The sequence below is a fragment of the Nonomuraea sp. NPDC001684 genome, from assembly GCF_053596515.1.
In genome coordinates this window covers 1-17142 of sequence record NZ_JBSFGJ010000038.1, presented here as the reverse complement: position 1 = coordinate 17142, position 17142 = coordinate 1, and the positions used below count along the sequence as shown (strand labels likewise).

Here is a 17142-nt window from a genome sequence, read left to right as displayed (position 1 = left end):
CCCGCCCCCGGTCCCATCCCCGGTCAGGCCGCGCAGGTGGTGCCGGGCGCCGGCACCTTTCCGTTCAGCAGGTACGCGTCCACCGTGCGCGTCACGCAGCCGTCGCCGCTCAGGTAGGCGCCGTGGCCCTCGCCCTCGTACGTCATGAGCACGCCGGTCTTGAGCTTGGCGTTGAGCGCGGTGGCCCACTCGTACGGCGTGGCCGGGTCGCCCTTGCCGCCGATGACCACGATGGGCGCCGAGCCGGTGGCGTCGATGCGCTTGGCCGCGTCGTCGCCGGGGGTGGGCCAGTGGCCGCAGGCAGTGGCGGTGCCGTCCGCCGACAGGATGGGGAAGATCTTCTTGATCTTGTCGTCCACCCGGGCCATGTCGGCGGCGGTCGGGCGTTCGGTGGTGTCGGCGCAGGTGATGGCCTGCAGGCTGGTCATCATGGTGGAGTAGGTGCCGTCGGGCCGCCGTCCGGTGTAGGCGTCGGCCAGGGCGAGCAGGGTGGCGCCGTCGCCCTTGATCCCGGCCGCGGCGGCCTGCTCCAGCACCGGCCAGGCGGACTTGGCGTACAGCGGGGTGATGACGGCGAGCTGGGCCAGGCCGTAGGTGAGCTGCCGGTCGCCGACCTTGAGCGGCTTGCTCCTGAGCCCGTCGAGCAGCTTCTCGACGGCGCTCTTCACGGCGGCCGGGTCCTGGCCGAGGTCGCAGGTCTGGGCCACGCAGTCCTTGGCGAACGCCTCGAAGGCGTGGGCGAAGCCGGTGGCCTGGGTGACGGCGCGCTGCTCGAAGGTGACCGTGGGGTCGAAGGCGCCGTCGAGGACGAAACGGCCGACGTTCGCGGGGAAGCGGGTGGCGTAGACGGCGCCGAGGTGGGTGCCGTAGGAGAAGCCGAAGTAGTTGAGCCGCCGGTCGCCGAGCGCGGCCCTGATGCGGTCGAGGTCCTGGGCGGCGTTCACGGTGCCCACGTGGGGCAGGATCTTGCCCGAGTCCTTCTCGCAGGCGGCGGCGAACTTCTTCGACATGGCCTCGCCGTCGGCCCCCGCGGGCGCGGCGAGGAGGGCGTCGAGCTCGCCGCCGCACCTGACGCCCGCGCTGCGGTCGACGCCGCGAGGGTCGAAGCTGACGAGGTCGTAGCGGGTGCCCAGGCTGCCGAACGCCTTCGCGGCCTGGGCCAGCGTGTCGACGCCCGACCCGCCGGGCCCGCCGAAGTTGAAGACCAGCGAGCCGAGCGGGTCGCCGTTGGCCTTGATCCGGATCAGCGCCAGGTCGATCTTCTGGCCGCCGGGATTGTCGTAGTCGAGCGGCACCGGTACGGCCCCGCACTGGACGGCCTCGTCCTTCGGCAGCGGCTTGCCGTCGGGCCCGGTCAGCCCGGTGCACGGGCTCCAGGCGACGGTGCCCTTGCCGGGCCCGGCCTGCTTCGCGGGCTCACCTGTGGTGCCGCAACCGGCGAGGACGGCGGCGCCCAGCAGGATCGTCAACATCGCCTTCTTCATGCTGACCAGCCTGCCGGGACGGTGTCCGCCCAGGTAGTGGAGGGAGACATGGGTTCCTGATGACTTCGGAGATGTCCGGAAGATGATGAATGTCAACCCCGGCGCGGGCGGCTGACGAACCACATGCCGAAGAGGCCGAAGCCGACCCCGGTGGCGCAGGTCCAGATCCACCACGTGTTCTCGGGGGCCGGGCGGAAGATCAGCAGGACGATCAGGGCGACGGCCCACAGGGCGGTGCCGGCCCCGACGGCGGCCGTGTCGTTGGTCTTGATCGGCTCGGGATCGGGGCGCCACTGCTGCTTCACGTGTCCAGCCTAGCTTCCAATCGGGTCTCGATCCGATTGCGGACACTTTTCCCAGCTCACCACTACTGTCACTCTTCGGCGCGTGAGTGACATACGTAATGCAATAGACCGTTTCTTCGCAATCTCTGAACGAGGCTCCACGGTCTCCCGTGAGGTGCGCGGCGGCCTGGCCACGTTCTTCACGATGGCCTACATCGTGGTGCTGAACCCGATCATCCTCGCCTACGGCAAGGACATCGAGGGCCAGGTCATCGGTGACGGCACGACCCCGCAGGTGCCGCTGGTCGCCGCGGGCACGGCGTTCGTGGCCGGCGTCCTGACGATCATCATGGGCCTGGTCGGCCGGGTGCCGTTCGCGATGGCCGCCGGGCTCGGGCTGAACGCCTTCGTGACCTTCAACATCGCCACGATGATGACCTGGGAGGAGGCCATGGGCCTGGTCTTCCTCGAAGGCGTCATCATCGCGATCCTGGTGCTGACGGGCCTGCGGACGGCGGTGTTCCGCGCCATCCCGGCCCAGCTCAAGACCGCCATCAGCGTCGGCATCGGCCTGTTCATCGCGCTGATCGGCTTCGTGGACGCCGGTTTCGTGCGCAAGGCCGCGGGCACGCCGCTGGAACTGGGCATCGGCGGCCAGCTCACCTCCTGGCCGGTGCTCGTGTTCATCGTGGGCCTGCTGGCCACGGCCGCCATGGTGGCGCGGAAGGTCAAGGGCGCGATCCTGATCGGCATCGTCGGCTCGACCGTGCTGGCGATCGTCGTCCAGGCGGTCACCAAGGTGGGGGCGGCCGGGCCCAAGAACGCCGGCGGCTGGCAGCTCAACGTCCCCGCCCTGCCCTCGGCCGACAAGATCTTCGGGTTCCACAACCCGCTGACGCTGTTCACGGAGTTCGACCCGATCGGCGCCTTCAGCCGGATCTCCGTGCTGCTGGCCGTGCTGTTCGTGTTCACCCTGCTCATCACCGACTTCTTCGACACGATGGGCACGATCGTCGGCGTCGGCCGCCAGGCGGGCCTGGTGCAGGCCGACGGCACGCTGCCGCGGACCAGGGAGATCCTGCTCGTCGACTCGATCGCCGCGGCGGCGGGCGGCGCCGGCTCGGTCTCGTCGAACACCACCTACATCGAGTCGGCCGCCGGCGTCGGGGAGGGCGCGCGGACAGGTCTGGCCAGCGTGGTCACCGGTGCGCTGTTCCTGATCGCCATCTTCTTCGCGCCGCTGGTCGCCGTCGTGCCCTACGAGGCCGCCACGCCCGCGCTGGTCGTCGTCGGCTTCCTCATGATGACCGCCATCCGCGACATCGACTGGGACGACTACGAGATCGCCATCCCGGCCTTCCTCACCATCGTCGTCATGCCGTTCACCTACTCCATCTCGAACGGCATCGGCGCCGGCTTCATCAGCTACGTGCTGGTCAAGGTCGTGCGGGGCAAGGCGCGCGAGGTCCACCCGCTCATGTGGGGCGTCACCGCGCTGTTCGTCCTGTACTTTGCGATCGGCCCGATCCGGGCCGCGGTCGGTCTCTGACCTCGACGTCCAGGAGCCGCCCCGCGCATGTGGGGCGGCTTCGGGGTATCAAGGAGTGAGACGAACCTGACCTAGGGAAATATCTTGCCTTCGCATATAGTTAGCAAAGGTAATGAGACGTGCTAATGAACAACCAGCCCAAGATGGACCTGCGCAGCGACGCGGGCCTGGCCTCAGCCCTACGCGTGTCGATGGCAAGGCTGACCAGGCGACTCCGGCGTCAGGCGGCGGCGCACTCGCTGACGCCCACCCAGTTCGCGACGCTCGCCGCCGTGGAACGGCATTCCGGGATAACCCCCGGCGAATTGGCCGAGCTAGAGAAGGTGCAACCGCCCTCGATGACGCGCGTGATCGCCGCGCTAGAGGAACGCGGCCTGGTCGCACGCACCCCGCACCCGACCGACCGGCGTCAGGTGACCGTGACCGTGACCGAGGCCGCCCAGACGTTGCTGAAGGAGGAACGCCGCCGCAAGGAGGCGTGGCTGACACAGCGGCTGAAGGAGCTCTCGCCGGAGGAGCGGTCGATCCTGCGGCAGGCGGCGCCGATCCTGGAGAAGCTCAGCAAGATATAGAGCCTGAGCAACCCAAGACCGGGATGTTCCGGTCGCTCAAGGTTCGCAACTATCGCATGTTCGCGGCAGGTGGCGCCGTCTCCAACGTCGGCACCTGGCTGCAGCGCACCGCCCAGGACTGGCTGGTGCTCGACCTGACCAAGGGCCCGCACGGCGCGGGCGGCAGCGCGGCGGCCCTCGGCCTGGCGACCGCCCTGCAGTTCCTGCCGATGTTGTTGTTCGGGCTCTTCGGCGGCGTGCTCGCCGACCGGTACCCCAAGCGGCCCATCCTCATCGCCGCCCAGTCGATGATGGCGGTGCTCGCGCTCACCATCGGCGTGCTGACCATGACCGGCGCCGCGCAGGTGTGGCACGTGTTCGTGATGGCGTTCCTGCTCGGCCTGATCTCCTGCGTGGAGGTGCCGACCAGGCAGGCGTTCGTGGTCGAGATGGTCGGACGGCAGGACCTGCCCAACGCCATCGCCCTGAACAGCTCCATCTTCAACCTCGCCCGCGTGGTGGGCCCCGCGCTGGCCGGCATCCTGATCTCCGTGCTGGGCGGCACCGGACCGATCTTCCTGATCAACGCGCTCACCTTCGGCGCGGTGATCTCCAGCCTGGTCTTCATGCGGAAGTCCGAGCTCAACCTGTCCGAGCCGGTGCCCAGGGCCAAGGGCCAGCTCAGGGAGGGCCTGCGGTACGTGCTGCGGCGCGAGGAGCTCCTCATGCCGATACTGCTGATCGCCTTCGTGTCGATGTTCTCGCAGTCGTTCTCGATGTCGATCGCGCTGATGGCCCGCGAGGTGTTCGGCGCCGGGGCGTCGTCGTTCGGGCTGGCCTCCAGCATGTTCGCGGTGGGCGCGCTGGGCGGCGCGCTGCTGGCGGCGCGGCGGGCCAGACTCTCGCGCAAGGTGCTCTTCTCCGGGGCGATCGGGTTCGGGCTGTTCCAGGTGCTGACCGGGCTGGCCCCCTTCTACCCGGTCTATCTGCTGCTACTCGTCCCGACCGGCATCGCGTTGATCACCATCAACACGGCCGCGAACGCCAGCGTGCAGATCGCCACGTCCCCCGAGATGCGGGGCCGGGTCATGGGCATCTACATGCTGGTCTTCACCGGGGGAGCGCCCATCGGGGCGCCGCTGATCGGGTGGCTGTCGGAAGTGGGCGGGCCGCGCACGGGCGTGCTGCTGTCGGGCGTGCTCGTCCTGGTGGGCACCGGGCTCGCGGTGATGGTGACCAAGCTGATCGGCAACCGGATGGCCAGGCCGGCGCTGGCGATGGCGTGATCCGTCCCCGTCCGGGGACAATCGCATGACATGAGGCTCTTCGCGGCCGTGGTCCCGCCTGAGGAGGCGCTCGACGAGGTCGAGCGGGCCGTGGCGCCGTACGTCGGGCAGGTGCCGGGGCTGCGCTGGGCCGGCCGCCCCACCTGGCACGTCACGCTGGCCTTCTACGGCGAGGTGCCCGAACGGGCGCTGCCCGACCTCCAGGTGCGCCTGGAGCGGGCCGCCCACCGGCACACGGTGCTCGACGTGGCCCTCGCCGGGGCCGGGGCGTTCTCCTCGGCGCGGCGGGCCAGGGTGCTCTGGGCCGGGGTCGCGGGCGACCCCATGACCCGGCTGGCCGACTCGGCCCGCGCGGCCGGCCGCCGCGCGGGGGCCGTGCAGACCGACGAGAAACGGTTCCACGCCCACCTCACCCTGGCCAGGGCCCGGACGGACATCGACCTCAGAGAGCTGGTGGAGTCGCTGGCCGGGTTCGCCGGGTCGCCGTGGCGGGCCGAGCGGCTGCACCTGTTCCGCAGCCACACCGGGCCTGCGGTGAGGTACGAGTCACTCGGCGATTGGGCGCTCGCACCGGTGAAGCAGGGCTAGGCTCCAGGGCGTGGACCGTCCTCGCCCCTGGCTGCTGCCCCTCGTGCTCGGCCTGCTGTTCCTGATCGTCCTTCTCGGCGCCCTGCTGACCTGAGCCGCCCCGAGCGGCCGGGCCCGTGGTCGTGCCGGGCCCGGCCGGTCACGCCGTCACCAGGCGTAGTCCTCCGGGGCGGTGCGGTGGCCGGGGAAGATCTCGTCGAGGCGGGCCAGGGTGGCCTCGTCCAGCTCGATCTCCAGCGTGCGCATGCTGCCTTCGAGCTGCTCCAGCGTGCGCGGGCCGATGATCGGGGCGGTCACCGCGCGCTGCCGCAGCAGCCAGGCCAGCGCCACGTACGCCGGGTCCTCGCCCAGCTCGTCGCAGAGCTTCTCGTACGCCTCGATCTTGTCCCGGTGCTTGTCCAGCTCCCGCACCATGGTGTCGGAGGCGGACCGGCCCTTGTCGATCTTGCGCAGGACGCCGCCGAGCAGGCCGCCGGCCAGCGGGCTCCACGGGATCACGCCGATGCCGTAGTCCTCGCAGGCGGGCAGCACCTCCAGCTCCACCGCCCGGGTGAGCAGGTTGTAGTGGCTCTGCTCGCTGGTCAGCCCGAACGTGCCGCGCCGCGCCGCCGTCTCCTGGGCCTTGGCGATGTGCCAGCCCGCGAAGTTGGACGAGCCCACGTAGATGACCTTGCCCTGCTGCCGCAGGACCTCCATGGCCTCCCAGAACTCCTCGAACGGCGTGTTCCGGTCGACGTGGTGGGCCTGGTAGATGTCGATGTAGTCGGTCTGCATGCGCTTCAGCGAGGCGTCGCAGGCCCGGCGGATGTTCAGCGCCGACAGGCGGCGCTCGTTGGGCCAGTCGCCCATGTCGCCGTAGAGCTTGGTCGCGATGACCGTGCGCTCGCGCCGGCCGCCGCCCTGGGCGAACCAGCGGCCCAGGATGTTCTCCGTGATGCCCTCGCCCTTCTTCCAGCCGTAGACGTTCGCGGTGTCGAAGAAGTTGATGCCCAGGTCGTGGGCCTTGTCCATGATCGCGAAGGAGTCTTCCTCCGAGGTCAGCGGGCCGAAGTTCATCGTGCCGAGGCAGAGCGGGCTCACCTGGAGGCCGCTGCGTCCGAGGTTGACATAGTCCATGGGGTCCACACTAAATACCTGGAGTGCGCTCCAGGCCATAGGGTGAGTTCATGATCTGCGCGGGGTCGTCGTGATCGTCCTGCTCCGCGCCGCGCTGCCGGTCTTCCTGGCGATGGTCACCGGCATGGTGGGCACGCTGGTGGTCACGTCCGTGCTCGGCAACCACGAGACGGTCGCGCTGGCCGCCTTCGCGGTGATGACCGCGGTGCTCAACCCCGCCACCGCCGCCGTGCAGGGCGCGCTGCGGGGGCTGGGGCCGTTCGTGGCGCCGTACCGGGACGATCCGGGCGCGGCGGTCCCTGTTGTACGGGACGCGCGCTGGCTGAGCCTGGTCACGGGCACGCTGGGGGCGCTCGCCGTGATCTGCGTGCCCGCGCTCGCGCGGGTGAGCGGGGTGCCCGGCGAGGTGGTCGGCGAGCTGGGCCTGCTGCCCTGGTTCCTGGCCGCCTACCTGCTGGTCTTCGCCACGACCGGCGGCGCGAGCACGATCCTGGTGGCCCTCGGGCGCAGCCGCGACGTGTTGTGGCCCAGCCTCACCTTCGGCCTGCTGCTGAGCGTGCTGACCGCGGTGCTGGCGCCGCGGCTCGGCCTCGACGGCGTGGGCGTGGCCTGGGTGGTCGCCGGCGTGGTGGCCGCGGTCGTGGCGAGCCGCCTGCTGCGCAGGGCGCTCGGGCGGCCGATCGGTCAGGGGCGGCCCAGGGTGGCCGAGATCGTCCGGCTGGCCAGGGTCAGCGTGCCGCTGGCGGCGACCGTGCTGATCAAGTTCGGGGTGCTCGGCGTGGTCACGTTCGCCGCGGGCGCGACCGGCGCCCGCGACACCGCGGCGCACGCGGTGCTGACCACGCTCACCGGCCTCATCATGTTGGTCTCGCTGTCCGTCGCGCAGGCGTCGGTGCCCGAGGTGGCCCGCGCCGGCGACCCGGCCGGGGCGCGGCGGGCCAACCGCGCCGCCGCGCTGCTCGCCGTCGCCGGGACGCTGGCCGCGGCCCTGGTGCTGCTGCTGCTCGGCGAGCGGGTGCTCGGGCTGTTCACCGGCGACGCCGCCGTACGCGAGCGGGCCCTCGCGCTGCTGCCGCTGATGCTGGCGTCGTCGCTGGCCGACGCCGCGCAGGCGGTGCAGGGCATGGGGCTGACCGCGCTCAAGAGGTCCGGCGCGAGCCTGGCCTACTTCGTCCTCGGCTACGGCGTGCTCCTGGCGGTCGCCGTGCCGGTGGCGCGGACGTGGGGCATCACCGGGCTCTGGGTGGCCATGGCGGCGGCCAACGGCCTGCTCCTGGTGCTCCAGGGAGCCGGGTTCCGCCGTCACAGCGCCCGCGTGGGCACGGCCGAGGCGGTGGCCTGAGCGTCCCGGGCGCAGCCGTGGGGCATGATGGCGAGGTGGGGGATGTCGTGTTCCGGGTCCTGGCCGCCGTGGCGGCGACGTTCGCGCTGTCGGCGGCTCCGGCGTGGGCCGACGACGACGGGCCGGAGAAGCTGTTCACGTTCAAGGATCGGAACATCACCGAGTCGAGCGGCCTGGCCGTGTCGCCCACGCACGAGAACGTCTTCTACACCCACAACGACAGCTCCGCCGCCCCCGTGTTCTACGCGGTCGGCGCCGACGGGCGGACGAAGGCCACCTTCCACCTGCGTGGCGCCGAGGCCAGGGACTGGGAGGCCATGGCCGCGACCAGGGACCCGGACACCGGGCAGGGCACGCTCTGGTTCGCCGACATCGGCGACAACCTCGACGGCGCCTGGCCCGACGTGTCGATCTACAAGGTCGCCGAGCCGCGCACGCTCCGGGACGCCACGCTGCCGGCCACCCGCTACCGCTTCCGCTACGCCGGCGGCGGCCGCAACGCCGAGGGCATCATGATCAACCCACGCACCGGCCGCCTGTACGTCGTGTCCAAGGAGTTCTCCGGGTCCGTCTACGCCGCGCCGAAGAAGCTCCGCACCGACAAGGTCAACATCCTGCGCCGGGTCGCCGCGGCCCCGATCATGGCCACGGACGCCGCCTACGCCCCCGACGGCTCCTCCTACGTCGTCCGCACGTACTTCTCGGCCACCCTCTACCGCCCGTCGGGGGAGACCCTGGCCAGGGTGCCCATGCCGGAGCTGCGGCAGGCCGAGTCGATCGCCTACACCGCCGACGGCAAGGCCCTGCTGGTCGGCTCGGAGGGCCCGAACAGCCCGGTCTACCGGGTGCCGCTGCCCGAGCGCGCCCAGGCCACGCGCACCCCCACGCCGAAGCCCGTCGCCGTCCAGGAGAGCGCGCGGCCGTCCGACACCGGCGAGCCGAGCGGCCTGACCGTCAAAGACGTGCTGATCTGGCTGGCCGCGGCCGCGGGCGCGACCGGGGTGATCACCTTCATCGCGCGCCGCACCCGGTGAGCCGTCAGGGGTGGCGCATGGTCGCGGTGAACATGTCGCCGCGCAGCGCGCGCTCGACCACCTCGATCGAGCGTGACAGGCGCACCAGCCGCGGCCCCTCCTCGCGGTAGGCGTCGAGCACGGCCTCGATGGCGTGCGGCGGCAGGTGGCCCTTGAGATCGACGGCCGCGCCGCGATAGCCCGCGCGGGCGGCCTCGACCGCCGACCGCACGTGATGCCTGGCCATGCTGGCCAGGGCCACCGGGTGCCGCCTCAGCACTTCGTAGGCCCGGTAGTCGGGCGGCACCGCGTCGAGCAGCCAGGCCACCGCCGAGGTCTCCCAGTCGGGGACGCTGGGCGGGCGGACCTCGGCGGGCCACTCTGGCGGGACGTACATGAAGGCCATCGTACTCATGTTCGATTCGCCCAGGTATGGCGGCAGGGCGGCCTTTACCAGGAAAATCAGGTGTGTGACGGAAAAGATCGGTGTCGTCGGCGCCGGGATCGTCGGACTGGCCGTGGCGCGTGAGCTGGCCGCCGCCCGCGGCGCCGAGGTGACCGTGCTGGACAAGGAGCCGCGCGTCGGCGCCCACCAGACCGGGCACAACAGCGGCGTCGTGCACGCCGGGATCTACTACCCGCCGGGGTCGCTCAAGGCCAGGCTGTGCCGGGAGGGCGTGGCGCTGCTCAAGGCGTACTGCGCCGAGCACGAGCTGCCCTACCGGGAGGTCGGCAAGCTGGTCGTGGCGAGCACGCGGGCCGAGCGCGCGCCGCTGCGCGCCCTGGCCGAGCGGGCGCGGGCCAACGGCGTGCCGGGCGTCGCCGAGCTGGACGCCCTCGGCCTGCGCGAGATCGAGCCGCACGCGGTCGGCGTCGCCGCGATCCACTCGCCGCACACCGCCATCGCCGACTTCCCCGCCGTCGCCCGCGCGCTCGCCCTCGACGTCGCCAGGACGGGCGGCTCGGTCCGCCTGTCGCACCCCGTACGGGCGATCCGCGAGACGTCGAGGGGCGTCGAGGTGCTGGCCGGGGGGCGGCGGTTCACCTTCGACCGGCTGGTGGTCTGCGGCGGCCTCGGCACGGACGCGGTCGCCAGGATGGCCGGGGCGGCGGGGGACGTGCGGATCGTGCCGTTCCGCGGCGAGTACTACGCGCTGGCCGGGGCGGCCAGGGAGCTGGTGCGCGGGCTGATCTACCCGGTGCCCGACCCGCGGTACCCGTTCCTGGGCGTGCATCTGACCAGGCACATCGACGACGAGGTCCTGGTGGGGCCGAACGCGGTGCTGGCCCTGGCCTACGAAGGCTACCGATGGCGAGATGTACGAAATTTCGGTCAAATTATGCGTTGGCCGGGGACACTTCGCATGGCTCGCACCCACTGGCGTACCGGGATCAAGGAGGTCTACGGCTCGCTCGTCAAGAGCGCGTTCGTCCGGGCCGCCAGGCGGTACGTGCCCGAGCTCACCGCCGCCGACCTCGTCAGGACCGGCGGCGGCGTACGCGCCCAGGCCGTCGCCAGGGACGGCCGGCTGGTGGACGACTTCGTGGTCGACGTCCACGGGAGCGTGGTGCTGGTGCGCAACGCGCCCTCGCCCGCGGCGACGTCAAGTCTGGCAATTGCCCGGCATATTGCCGGAATTGTTCCAGCACTCTCCCGATGAGGGCATCCTTGGAGGTGATGGAATCACGCCTGCTGATCGTCGAGGACGACCCCAACATCCTCGAACTCCTCGCCGCGAGCCTGAGGTTCGCGGGCTTCGACGTGACCACGGCCAAGAGCGGCCTCGACGCCGTCAACGCCGTGCAACGGCACCGGCCCGACCTCGTCGTGCTCGACGTCATGCTGCCCGACCTGGACGGGTTCGAGATCGTCCGCCGGATGCGGAGCGGCGGGCTGCACACGCCCGTGGTGTTCCTGACCGCCCGCGACGAGACCGAGGACAAGATCCGCGGGCTCACGATCGGCGGCGACGACTACGTCACCAAGCCGTTCAGCCTGGAGGAGGTCGTGGCCAGGATCCACGCGGTGCTCCGGCGCACGAGCGGGGACGCGCAGGCCGCGCCGCCCAGGCTGACCTTCGCCGACATCGAGCTGGACGAGGAGAGCCACGAGGTCTGGCGCGGCGGCAACGCCGTCTCGCTCTCGCCGACCGAGTTCAAGCTGCTGCGCTACTTCATGACCAACGCCGGTCGCGTGCTGTCCAAGCCGCAGATCCTCGACCACGTCTGGGACTACGACTTCAGGGGCGAGGTGGGCATCGTGGAGTCGTACGTGTCCGTCCTGCGCCGGAAGATCGACAACCGTAGCCCCCGGCTCATCCACACCCTGCGGGGCGTCGGATACGTGCTGCGCCTGCCGCCGAGCCCCTGATGAGAGCCCTGCCGCTGAGGGTCAAGCTGATCGCGGCGATGCTGGCCCTGCTGGGCTGCGGCATGACCTTCGTCGGCCTGGTCAGCGTCTCGGTCCTGCACGGTTACCTCATGGACCGGGTGGACAGCCAGCTCAACCTGCTCAGCGTGCGCATGCACAAGAAGGTCGTCAGCGACTGGCGGCGGGACAGGGAGACCCCCGACCGCCCGATCCTCATCGAGTCCGACGCGATCGCGCTGGTCAAGGAGCCGGGTGAGGCGTTCGTCCCGATGCTGCGCGACCGCGACGTGGACGCCAAGCCCAAGCCCGTGCTGCGCGAGTCGCCCGGCGAGGACGCCTACACCGCGCCCGCCGCCGGCGGCGACGGCGAGTGGCGGGTGCTGCAGAGCGAGATCCAGCGGCGCACGCTGGTCGTCGCGGTGGACCTGGAGGAGGTGGACGCCATCACCCGGCGGCTCGTGCTGATCGAGCTGCTCGGCGGCGGCGGCATCCTGCTCATCCTGGCGGTCGCGGGCGTCACGATCGTGCGCCGCAGCATGCGCCCGCTCGGCCAGATCGAGCGCACGGCCGAGGCCATCGCGGGCGGCGAGCTCGGCCGCCGGGTGCCGGACGCCGACCCCCGCACCGAGGTGGGCCGCCTGGCCAGGTCGCTCAACGGCATGCTCGCGCAGATCGAGACCGCCTTCGCCGCGCGTTCTGCGTCGGAGGCGGCGGCCCGCCGCTCCGAGGACCGCATGCGCCAGTTCGTCGGCGACGCCTCCCACGAGCTGCGCACCCCGCTCACCTCCATCCGCGGCTTCGCCGAGTACGCCCGCCAGAACCCCGGCGCCGACCCCGCCGAGCTGATGCAGCGCGTGGAGAAGGCCGCCGGGCGCATGAGCCTGCTGGTGGACGACCTGCTGCTGCTGGCCAGGGTGGACCAGCAGCGCCCGCTTCAGATGCGCCCGGTGGACATGCTGGCCCTGGTCGCCGACGCCGTGCACGACGCCAGGATCCTCGCCCCCGACCGGACGGTGAAGCTGGACGTGGTCGGCGGCGCGGCTCTCATCGTCTCCGGCGACGAGGTGCGCCTGCGGCAGGTCATCAGCAACCTCATGACCAACGCCATCGTGCACACCGAGCCCGGCACGCCCATCGTCGTCCGGGCCGGGGCGACCGACGACACCGTCTTCACCGAGGTCGCCGACAGCGGCCCCGGCCTGCCGCCCGAGCAGGTCGAGCGGGTCTTCGAACGTTTCTACCGCGCCGACTCCGCGCGCAGCCGCCGCCGTTCCTCCGAGGACCGCGGCAGCGGGCTCGGCCTGGCCATCGTGCAGGCGCTCGTCCAGGCTCACGGCGGGACCGTGACGCTGACCAGCTCGCCCGAGGAGGGCTCCACCTTCCGGGTCGAACTCCCACTCGCCTTGGAGTGAGCCTTCAGCTAACCCTCAGGTGCCTGGGTCACCCTGGAATCGTGACAAAACCCGAGCTCCGCGAGGTCCGCGAGGCGTTGATCATGGTGGTGGACGACGAGCCCAGCATCAGGGACCTGCTCTCCGCCAGCCTGCGCTTCTCCGGATTCGAGGTGCTGACCGCCGCCGACGGGCAGGAGGCCGTCGAGGTCGCCGAACGCGCCGCGCCCGACCTGGTGGTGCTCGACGTCATGCTGCCCGACCTGGACGGGTTCGAGGTGGCCAGGCGGATCGACGCGCCCGTGCTGTTCCTCACCGCCCGGGACGCCACCGAGGACAAGATCGCCGGTCTCCGGGTCGGCGACGACTACGTCACCAAGCCGTTCAGCCTGGAGGAGGTGCAGGCCAGGATCCGGGCGGTGCTGCGCCGTACCAGGACGGAGGGGGCGCCGGCCAGCCGGCTGAAGGTGGCCGACCTGGAGCTGGACGAGGACGCCCGCGAGGTCTGGCGGGCCGGCCGCCAGGTGCGGCTGTCCCCGACGGAGTTCAAGCTGCTGCACTACTTCATGGTCAACGCCGGCCGCGTGTTGTCGAAGGCGCAGATCCTCGACCACGTGTGGAACTACGACTTCGGCGGCGACGCCGGCGTCGTCGAGTCGTACGTCTCCTACCTGCGGCGCAAGGTGGACGACGTCGAGCCCCGCCTGATCCACACGCTGCGCAGCGTCGGGTACGTGCTCAGGGAGCCGCCGCCCGCCGGTTGATCCCCGCCGCGCGGCCCCGGCCGGTGGACCGTCCCGGGCGCTCACCGTAGCGTGGACCTGCGGGCGCGAGGTGTCGAGCGGCGTACCGCGGGAAGCGGGGTTGGCACCTATGGATCTGCTGGGGGCGTTGGAGTCGTTGCGCCGCCCGCTCGACCGCGAGCTGTTCCCGCTGGCGATCGGCGAGGCCGCGGCGGACCGGCGTGCCCTGCGCGAACTGGCCGGGCAGCTCGACGACTACCTGCTGCCGCGGCTGCGGGCGATCGACGCGCCGCTGCTCGCCGTCGTCGGCGGGTCCACCGGGGCGGGCAAGTCCACGCTGGTCAACTCGCTGGTGGGGGCCGACGTGGCCGAGCCCGGCGTGCTGCGGCCCACCACGCTGGTGCCCACGCTCGTCGTCAACCCGGCTGACCGCGACTGGTTCACGGGCCAGAACGTGCTGCCCGGCCTGTCCCGCGCCACCGGCGACTCCGGTGGCGGCGGCGCGGGCGCGCTGCGCGTGGTCGCCTCCGACGCGCTGGGCGCCGGGCTGGCGCTGCTCGACGCCCCCGACATCGACTCCGTGGTCACCTCCAACCGGGAACTGGCCGCGCAGCTCCTCGCCGCCGCCGACCTGTGGCTGTTCGTCACCACCGCCGCCCGGTACGCCGACGAGGTGCCCTGGAGCTTCCTGCGCTCGGCCCGCGAACGCAGCACGGCCCTGGCCGTCGTCCTCGACCGGATCGCGCCCGAGGCCGTCGAGCCCGTCTCGCGCGACCTCGACCGGCTCCTGGTGGAGAACGGCCTGCCGGGCACCCGGCTGTTCACCGTGCCCGAGGCCGCGCTGCCCGACGAGAGGGCGCGGCTGCCGGAGGAGTCGGTGCGGCCCATCGTCTCCTGGCTCACGGGGCTGGCCGCCGACGCCGCCGAGCGGGCCCGGGTCGTCCGCCAGACGTTGTCGGGCGCCCTGGACAGCCTGGACACCCGCGTCCCCGCGCTGGCCACGGCCGTCGAACGCCAGCAGGCCGCCTTCGACGGGCTGCGGACGATCGTGACCGGCGCGTACGCGGGCGGCATGGCCGACTTCGACGAGGGCATGCGCGACGGGTCCCTGCTGCGCGGCGAGGTGCTGGCCCGCTGGCAGGACTTCATCGGCACCGGCGACCTCATGCGTTCCCTGGAGAGCCGGGTGGGGTGGCTGCGTGACCGGATCGTCGGCTTCTTCACCGGCCGCGCCCCCGCCGTCGAGCTCAAGGACGCCCTGGAGAGCGGCGTCGAGTCGCTGATCAGGGGCGCGGCCGACGGCGCCGCCGAACGCGCGCTCGAAGGGTGGTCGGCCGCGCCGGGCGGCGGCGGGCTGCTCGACCGGCTCGGCGCCATGGAGGCCGCGCGGCTCGGCCGGGCCTCTCCCGACCTGGCCGGACGGGCCGAGGCGGCGGTGCGCGGCTGGCAGGAGTTCGTCCTCGACCTCGTCCGCGAGGAGGGGGCGGAGAAACGCACCACCGCCCGGCTGGCCTCGTTCGGGGTCAACGGGGCGGGGCTGCTGCTCATGCTGGCCGTGTTCGCCTCGACCGGCGGGCTCACCGGGATCGAGGTCGGCATCGCGGGCGGCACGAGCGTGTTGTCGCAGAAGCTGCTGGAGGCGGTCTTCGGCGATCAGGCCGTGCGCTCGCTGACCACGCGGGCCCGCGAGGACCTGCGCGAACGGGTGCGGGTGCTGCTGGCGGAGGAGGCCGCCCGCTTCACCGACCGGCTGGAGACCGTCGAACCGCCCAGGGGCACGGCCGACGCCCTGCGCGCGGCGGCCCGCGCCGTCCACGACCACCGCGCCGAACTCCCCGCCGCCTCCGCCCCGACGGCGGAACTCCCCGTTCCCCCGGCTCCTCCCGCTCCCACAGCCGAGTTGCCCGCTCGCGACCGCTCGGAGGGGCCGTGAAGCTGCTGCGCCGCAAGGAGGGGCCCTCGCTCGACTCCCGGCTGGCCGCTCTGCTGGAGGCCGCCGAGCTGGCCGAAGGACGCCTTCCCGAGCAGGACGTGTCCGCCGCGCGGTCCGTCGCCGAACGGGCCGGCGCCCGCCGCAGCCTCTCCGTCGACCACACCGTGGCCGCGCTCGCCGGCGCGACCGGCAGCGGCAAGTCCTCGCTCTACAACGCCCTGGCCGGCGAGGACCTGGCAGCCGTGGGCGTCACCAGGCCGACGACGTCCACCGCCCAGGCCGCCCTGTGGGACGGCGAGGGAGCCGGGCCGCTGCTGGACTGGCTGGACGTCCCGCGCCGCCACTCCGCCGCCGAGGCACCCGGGATGTCGGGTCTCGTCCTGCTCGACCTTCCCGACCACGACTCCATCCGGCTCTCCCACCGCCTTGAGGTGGACCGCCTGGTGGCGCTGGTGGACCTGCTCGTCTGGGTCGTGGACCCGCAGAAGTACGCCGACGCCGCGCTGCACGAACGCTACCTGCGCCCGCTGGCCGGGCACCGCGACGTGATGCTGGTGGTGCTCAACCAGGTGGACCGCCTGCCTCCACAGGCTGTGGACCGCTGCGTGGCCGACCTGCGCCGCCTCCTGGAGGAGGACGGGCTGGCGGGCGTGCCGGTGCTGCCGGTCTCCGCCAGGACCGGGGCGGGCCTGCCGGAGCTGCGCTCGGTGCTCGCCGACCGGGTCGCCGAGCGCGAGTCGTGGGCCGCCCGCCTGGCCGCCGACGTCACCGCCGCCGCCGGTCACCTGGCCGCGGACGGCGCCCGGCCGGACCCCGGCGACCGGCGGGCGGCCGGGCTGGACCGGCGGCTCACGGGCGCGCTCTCCCAGGCCGCCGGGGTGCCGCTGGTCCTGGAGGCCGTGGCCAAAGGGCACCGGCACCGGGCCGTCGTCGCCACCGGCTGGCCGGTCACCCGCTGGTTGCGCAGGTTCCGTCCCGACCCGTTGCGCAGGCTCAGGATCGGGGTGGGGAAGCCGGGCAAGGAGATCGTGGGGCGTACGTCGGTGCCGGCGGCGTCGGCCGTACAGCGGGCGCAGGTCGAGACGGCGATCAGGGACGTCGGCGAGGCGGCCGCCGCGGACCTGCCCGGCCCGTGGGCGGCGGCGGTGCGGCAGGCCGCGCGCTCGCGCTCCCCGGAGCTGGCCGACGCGGTGGACCGGGCCGTGGGCCGCACCACCGCGGGCACGACCCGCAGGCCGCGGTGGTGGCGGATGGTGAACGTGCTGCAGTGGCTGGTCTTCGCCGTCATGGTGGCGGGCGCGTTGTGGCTGGGCGTGCTGTTCGGGATGGACTACCTGCGCCTGCCGCAGCCGCCGCTCCCGACCGTGGGCGCGGTGCCGTGGCCGACCGTGCTGCTGGCGGGCGGCGCGCTGGCCGGGGTGGTGGTCGCCTTGTTGTCCAGGCTGGCCGCGTGGGCGGGCGGGCGGCGCCGGGCCAGACGCACGGCCCGCG

16 protein-coding genes are annotated in these 17142 nt (G+C 72.4%); 12 read left to right on the top strand and 4 right to left on the bottom strand.

The window, feature by feature from the left end:
• Positions 1-23 precede the first annotated feature (23 nt).
• Both ACWCSD_RS10790 and ACWCSD_RS10785 read right to left on the bottom strand, forming a co-directional pair.
• The gene (locus ACWCSD_RS10790; RefSeq protein ID WP_449914081.1) at positions 24-1484 is read right to left on the bottom strand and encodes an alpha/beta hydrolase; all 1461 of its coding nucleotides are present in this window, start codon (positions 1482-1484) and stop codon (positions 24-26) included.
• A gap of 92 nt (positions 1485-1576) precedes the next feature.
• Positions 1577-1789: a DUF2530 domain-containing protein gene (locus ACWCSD_RS10785; RefSeq protein ID WP_358298770.1), complete on the bottom strand. Its 213-nt coding sequence runs from the start codon at positions 1787-1789 to the stop codon at positions 1577-1579.
• Positions 1790-1943: 154 nt separating this feature from the next.
• Here ACWCSD_RS10785 and ACWCSD_RS10780 point away from each other — a divergent pair, with 154 nt between their 5' ends.
• The 4 genes from ACWCSD_RS10780 to thpR all read left to right on the top strand — a co-directional run bounded on the left by ACWCSD_RS10780 (position 1944) and on the right by thpR (position 5742).
• The gene (locus ACWCSD_RS10780; RefSeq protein ID WP_449914079.1) at positions 1944-3317 is read left to right on the top strand and encodes an NCS2 family permease; all 1374 of its coding nucleotides are present in this window, start codon (positions 1944-1946) and stop codon (positions 3315-3317) included.
• A gap of 125 nt (positions 3318-3442) precedes the next feature.
• A complete protein-coding gene (locus tag ACWCSD_RS10775; RefSeq protein ID WP_357696577.1) occupies positions 3443-3889 on the top strand; it encodes a MarR family winged helix-turn-helix transcriptional regulator in 447 nt (148 codons plus the stop codon).
• A gap of 56 nt (positions 3890-3945) precedes the next feature.
• Positions 3946-5154: an MFS transporter gene (locus ACWCSD_RS10770; RefSeq protein WP_397217292.1), complete on the top strand. Its 1209-nt coding sequence runs from the start codon at positions 3946-3948 to the stop codon at positions 5152-5154.
• A gap of 30 nt (positions 5155-5184) precedes the next feature.
• A complete protein-coding gene (thpR, locus tag ACWCSD_RS10765) occupies positions 5185-5742 on the top strand; it encodes an RNA 2',3'-cyclic phosphodiesterase (protein ID WP_449914076.1) in 558 nt (185 codons plus the stop codon).
• Between the two features lie 147 nt (positions 5743-5889).
• Here thpR and ACWCSD_RS10760 read toward each other — a convergent pair whose 3' ends face one another.
• Positions 5890-6858 carry an aldo/keto reductase gene (locus tag ACWCSD_RS10760; protein ID WP_397161665.1) on the bottom strand — a complete coding sequence of 323 codons (969 nt, stop codon included), beginning with the start codon at positions 6856-6858 and terminating at the stop codon, positions 5890-5892.
• Positions 6859-6928: 70 nt separating this feature from the next.
• On the opposite strand from ACWCSD_RS10760, the gene ACWCSD_RS10755 reads away from it, so the two are divergent.
• A complete protein-coding gene (locus tag ACWCSD_RS10755; protein WP_397161664.1) occupies positions 6929-8200 on the top strand; it encodes an MATE family efflux transporter in 1272 nt (423 codons plus the stop codon).
• Positions 8201-8235: 35 nt separating this feature from the next.
• Positions 8236-9234 carry a hypothetical protein gene (locus ACWCSD_RS10750; RefSeq protein WP_449914075.1) on the top strand — a complete coding sequence of 333 codons (999 nt, stop codon included), beginning with the start codon at positions 8236-8238 and terminating at the stop codon, positions 9232-9234.
• A gap of 4 nt (positions 9235-9238) precedes the next feature.
• Here the strand turns inward: ACWCSD_RS10750 and ACWCSD_RS10745 are convergent, their stop codons facing one another.
• On the bottom strand, positions 9239-9610 hold the full coding sequence (locus ACWCSD_RS10745; protein WP_397161662.1) for a hypothetical protein: 372 nt from the start codon (positions 9608-9610) through the stop codon (positions 9239-9241).
• Between the two features lie 16 nt (positions 9611-9626).
• Here ACWCSD_RS10745 and lhgO point away from each other — a divergent pair, with 16 nt between their 5' ends.
• The 6 genes from lhgO to ACWCSD_RS10715 all read left to right on the top strand — a co-directional run.
• Positions 9627-10874, top strand: coding sequence for an L-2-hydroxyglutarate oxidase (lhgO, locus tag ACWCSD_RS10740; RefSeq protein WP_449914073.1), 1248 nt, complete (start codon positions 9627-9629; stop codon positions 10872-10874).
• A 17-nt stretch (positions 10875-10891) separates the two neighbouring features.
• A complete protein-coding gene (locus ACWCSD_RS10735; protein ID WP_352361663.1) occupies positions 10892-11584 on the top strand; it encodes a response regulator transcription factor in 693 nt (230 codons plus the stop codon).
• Entirely contained in the window at positions 11584-12996 is a 1413-nt protein-coding gene (locus ACWCSD_RS10730) for a sensor histidine kinase (RefSeq protein ID WP_387681278.1), read from the top strand. Before ACWCSD_RS10735 ends, ACWCSD_RS10730 begins: the two co-directional genes overlap by 1 nt.
• A gap of 83 nt (positions 12997-13079) precedes the next feature.
• Positions 13080-13739, top strand: a complete 660-nt coding sequence (locus ACWCSD_RS10725; RefSeq protein ID WP_352361783.1) for a response regulator transcription factor — start codon at positions 13080-13082, stop codon at positions 13737-13739.
• Between the two features lie 109 nt (positions 13740-13848).
• On the top strand, positions 13849-15651 hold the full coding sequence (locus ACWCSD_RS10720; protein WP_397161659.1) for an ABC transporter: 1803 nt from the start codon (positions 13849-13851) through the stop codon (positions 15649-15651).
• Positions 15648-17142 (top strand): GTPase family protein (locus ACWCSD_RS10715; RefSeq protein WP_449914071.1); only part of this gene is annotated, 1495 nt, incomplete at its 3' end. The genes ACWCSD_RS10720 and ACWCSD_RS10715, both read left to right, overlap by 4 nt.

Bases quoted from the DNA above. Each gene is read 5' to 3' on its own strand.
- ACWCSD_RS10775 (WP_357696577.1), top strand. From the start codon at position 3,443: ATGAACAACCAGCCCAAGATGGACCTGCGCAGCGACGCGGGCCTGGCC.
- ACWCSD_RS10735 (WP_352361663.1), top strand. From the start codon at position 10,892: ATGGAATCACGCCTGCTGATCGTCGAGGACGACCCCAACATCCTCGAA.
- ACWCSD_RS10770 (WP_397217292.1), top strand. From the start codon at position 3,946: ATGTTCGCGGCAGGTGGCGCCGTCTCCAACGTCGGCACCTGGCTGCAG.
- ACWCSD_RS10760 (WP_397161665.1), bottom strand. From the start codon at position 6,858: ATGGACTATGTCAACCTCGGACGCAGCGGCCTCCAGGTGAGCCCGCTC.
- ACWCSD_RS10720 (WP_397161659.1), top strand. From the start codon at position 13,849: ATGGATCTGCTGGGGGCGTTGGAGTCGTTGCGCCGCCCGCTCGACCGC.
- ACWCSD_RS10730 (WP_387681278.1), top strand. From the start codon at position 11,584: ATGAGAGCCCTGCCGCTGAGGGTCAAGCTGATCGCGGCGATGCTGGCC.
- ACWCSD_RS10725 (WP_352361783.1), top strand. From the start codon at position 13,080: ATGGTGGTGGACGACGAGCCCAGCATCAGGGACCTGCTCTCCGCCAGC.
- ACWCSD_RS10745 (WP_397161662.1), bottom strand. From the start codon at position 9,610: ATGTACGTCCCGCCAGAGTGGCCCGCCGAGGTCCGCCCGCCCAGCGTC.
- thpR (WP_449914076.1), top strand. From the start codon at position 5,185: ATGAGGCTCTTCGCGGCCGTGGTCCCGCCTGAGGAGGCGCTCGACGAG.
- lhgO (WP_449914073.1), top strand. From the start codon at position 9,627: ATGTTCGATTCGCCCAGGTATGGCGGCAGGGCGGCCTTTACCAGGAAA.
- ACWCSD_RS10790 (WP_449914081.1), bottom strand. From the start codon at position 1,484: ATGAAGAAGGCGATGTTGACGATCCTGCTGGGCGCCGCCGTCCTCGCC.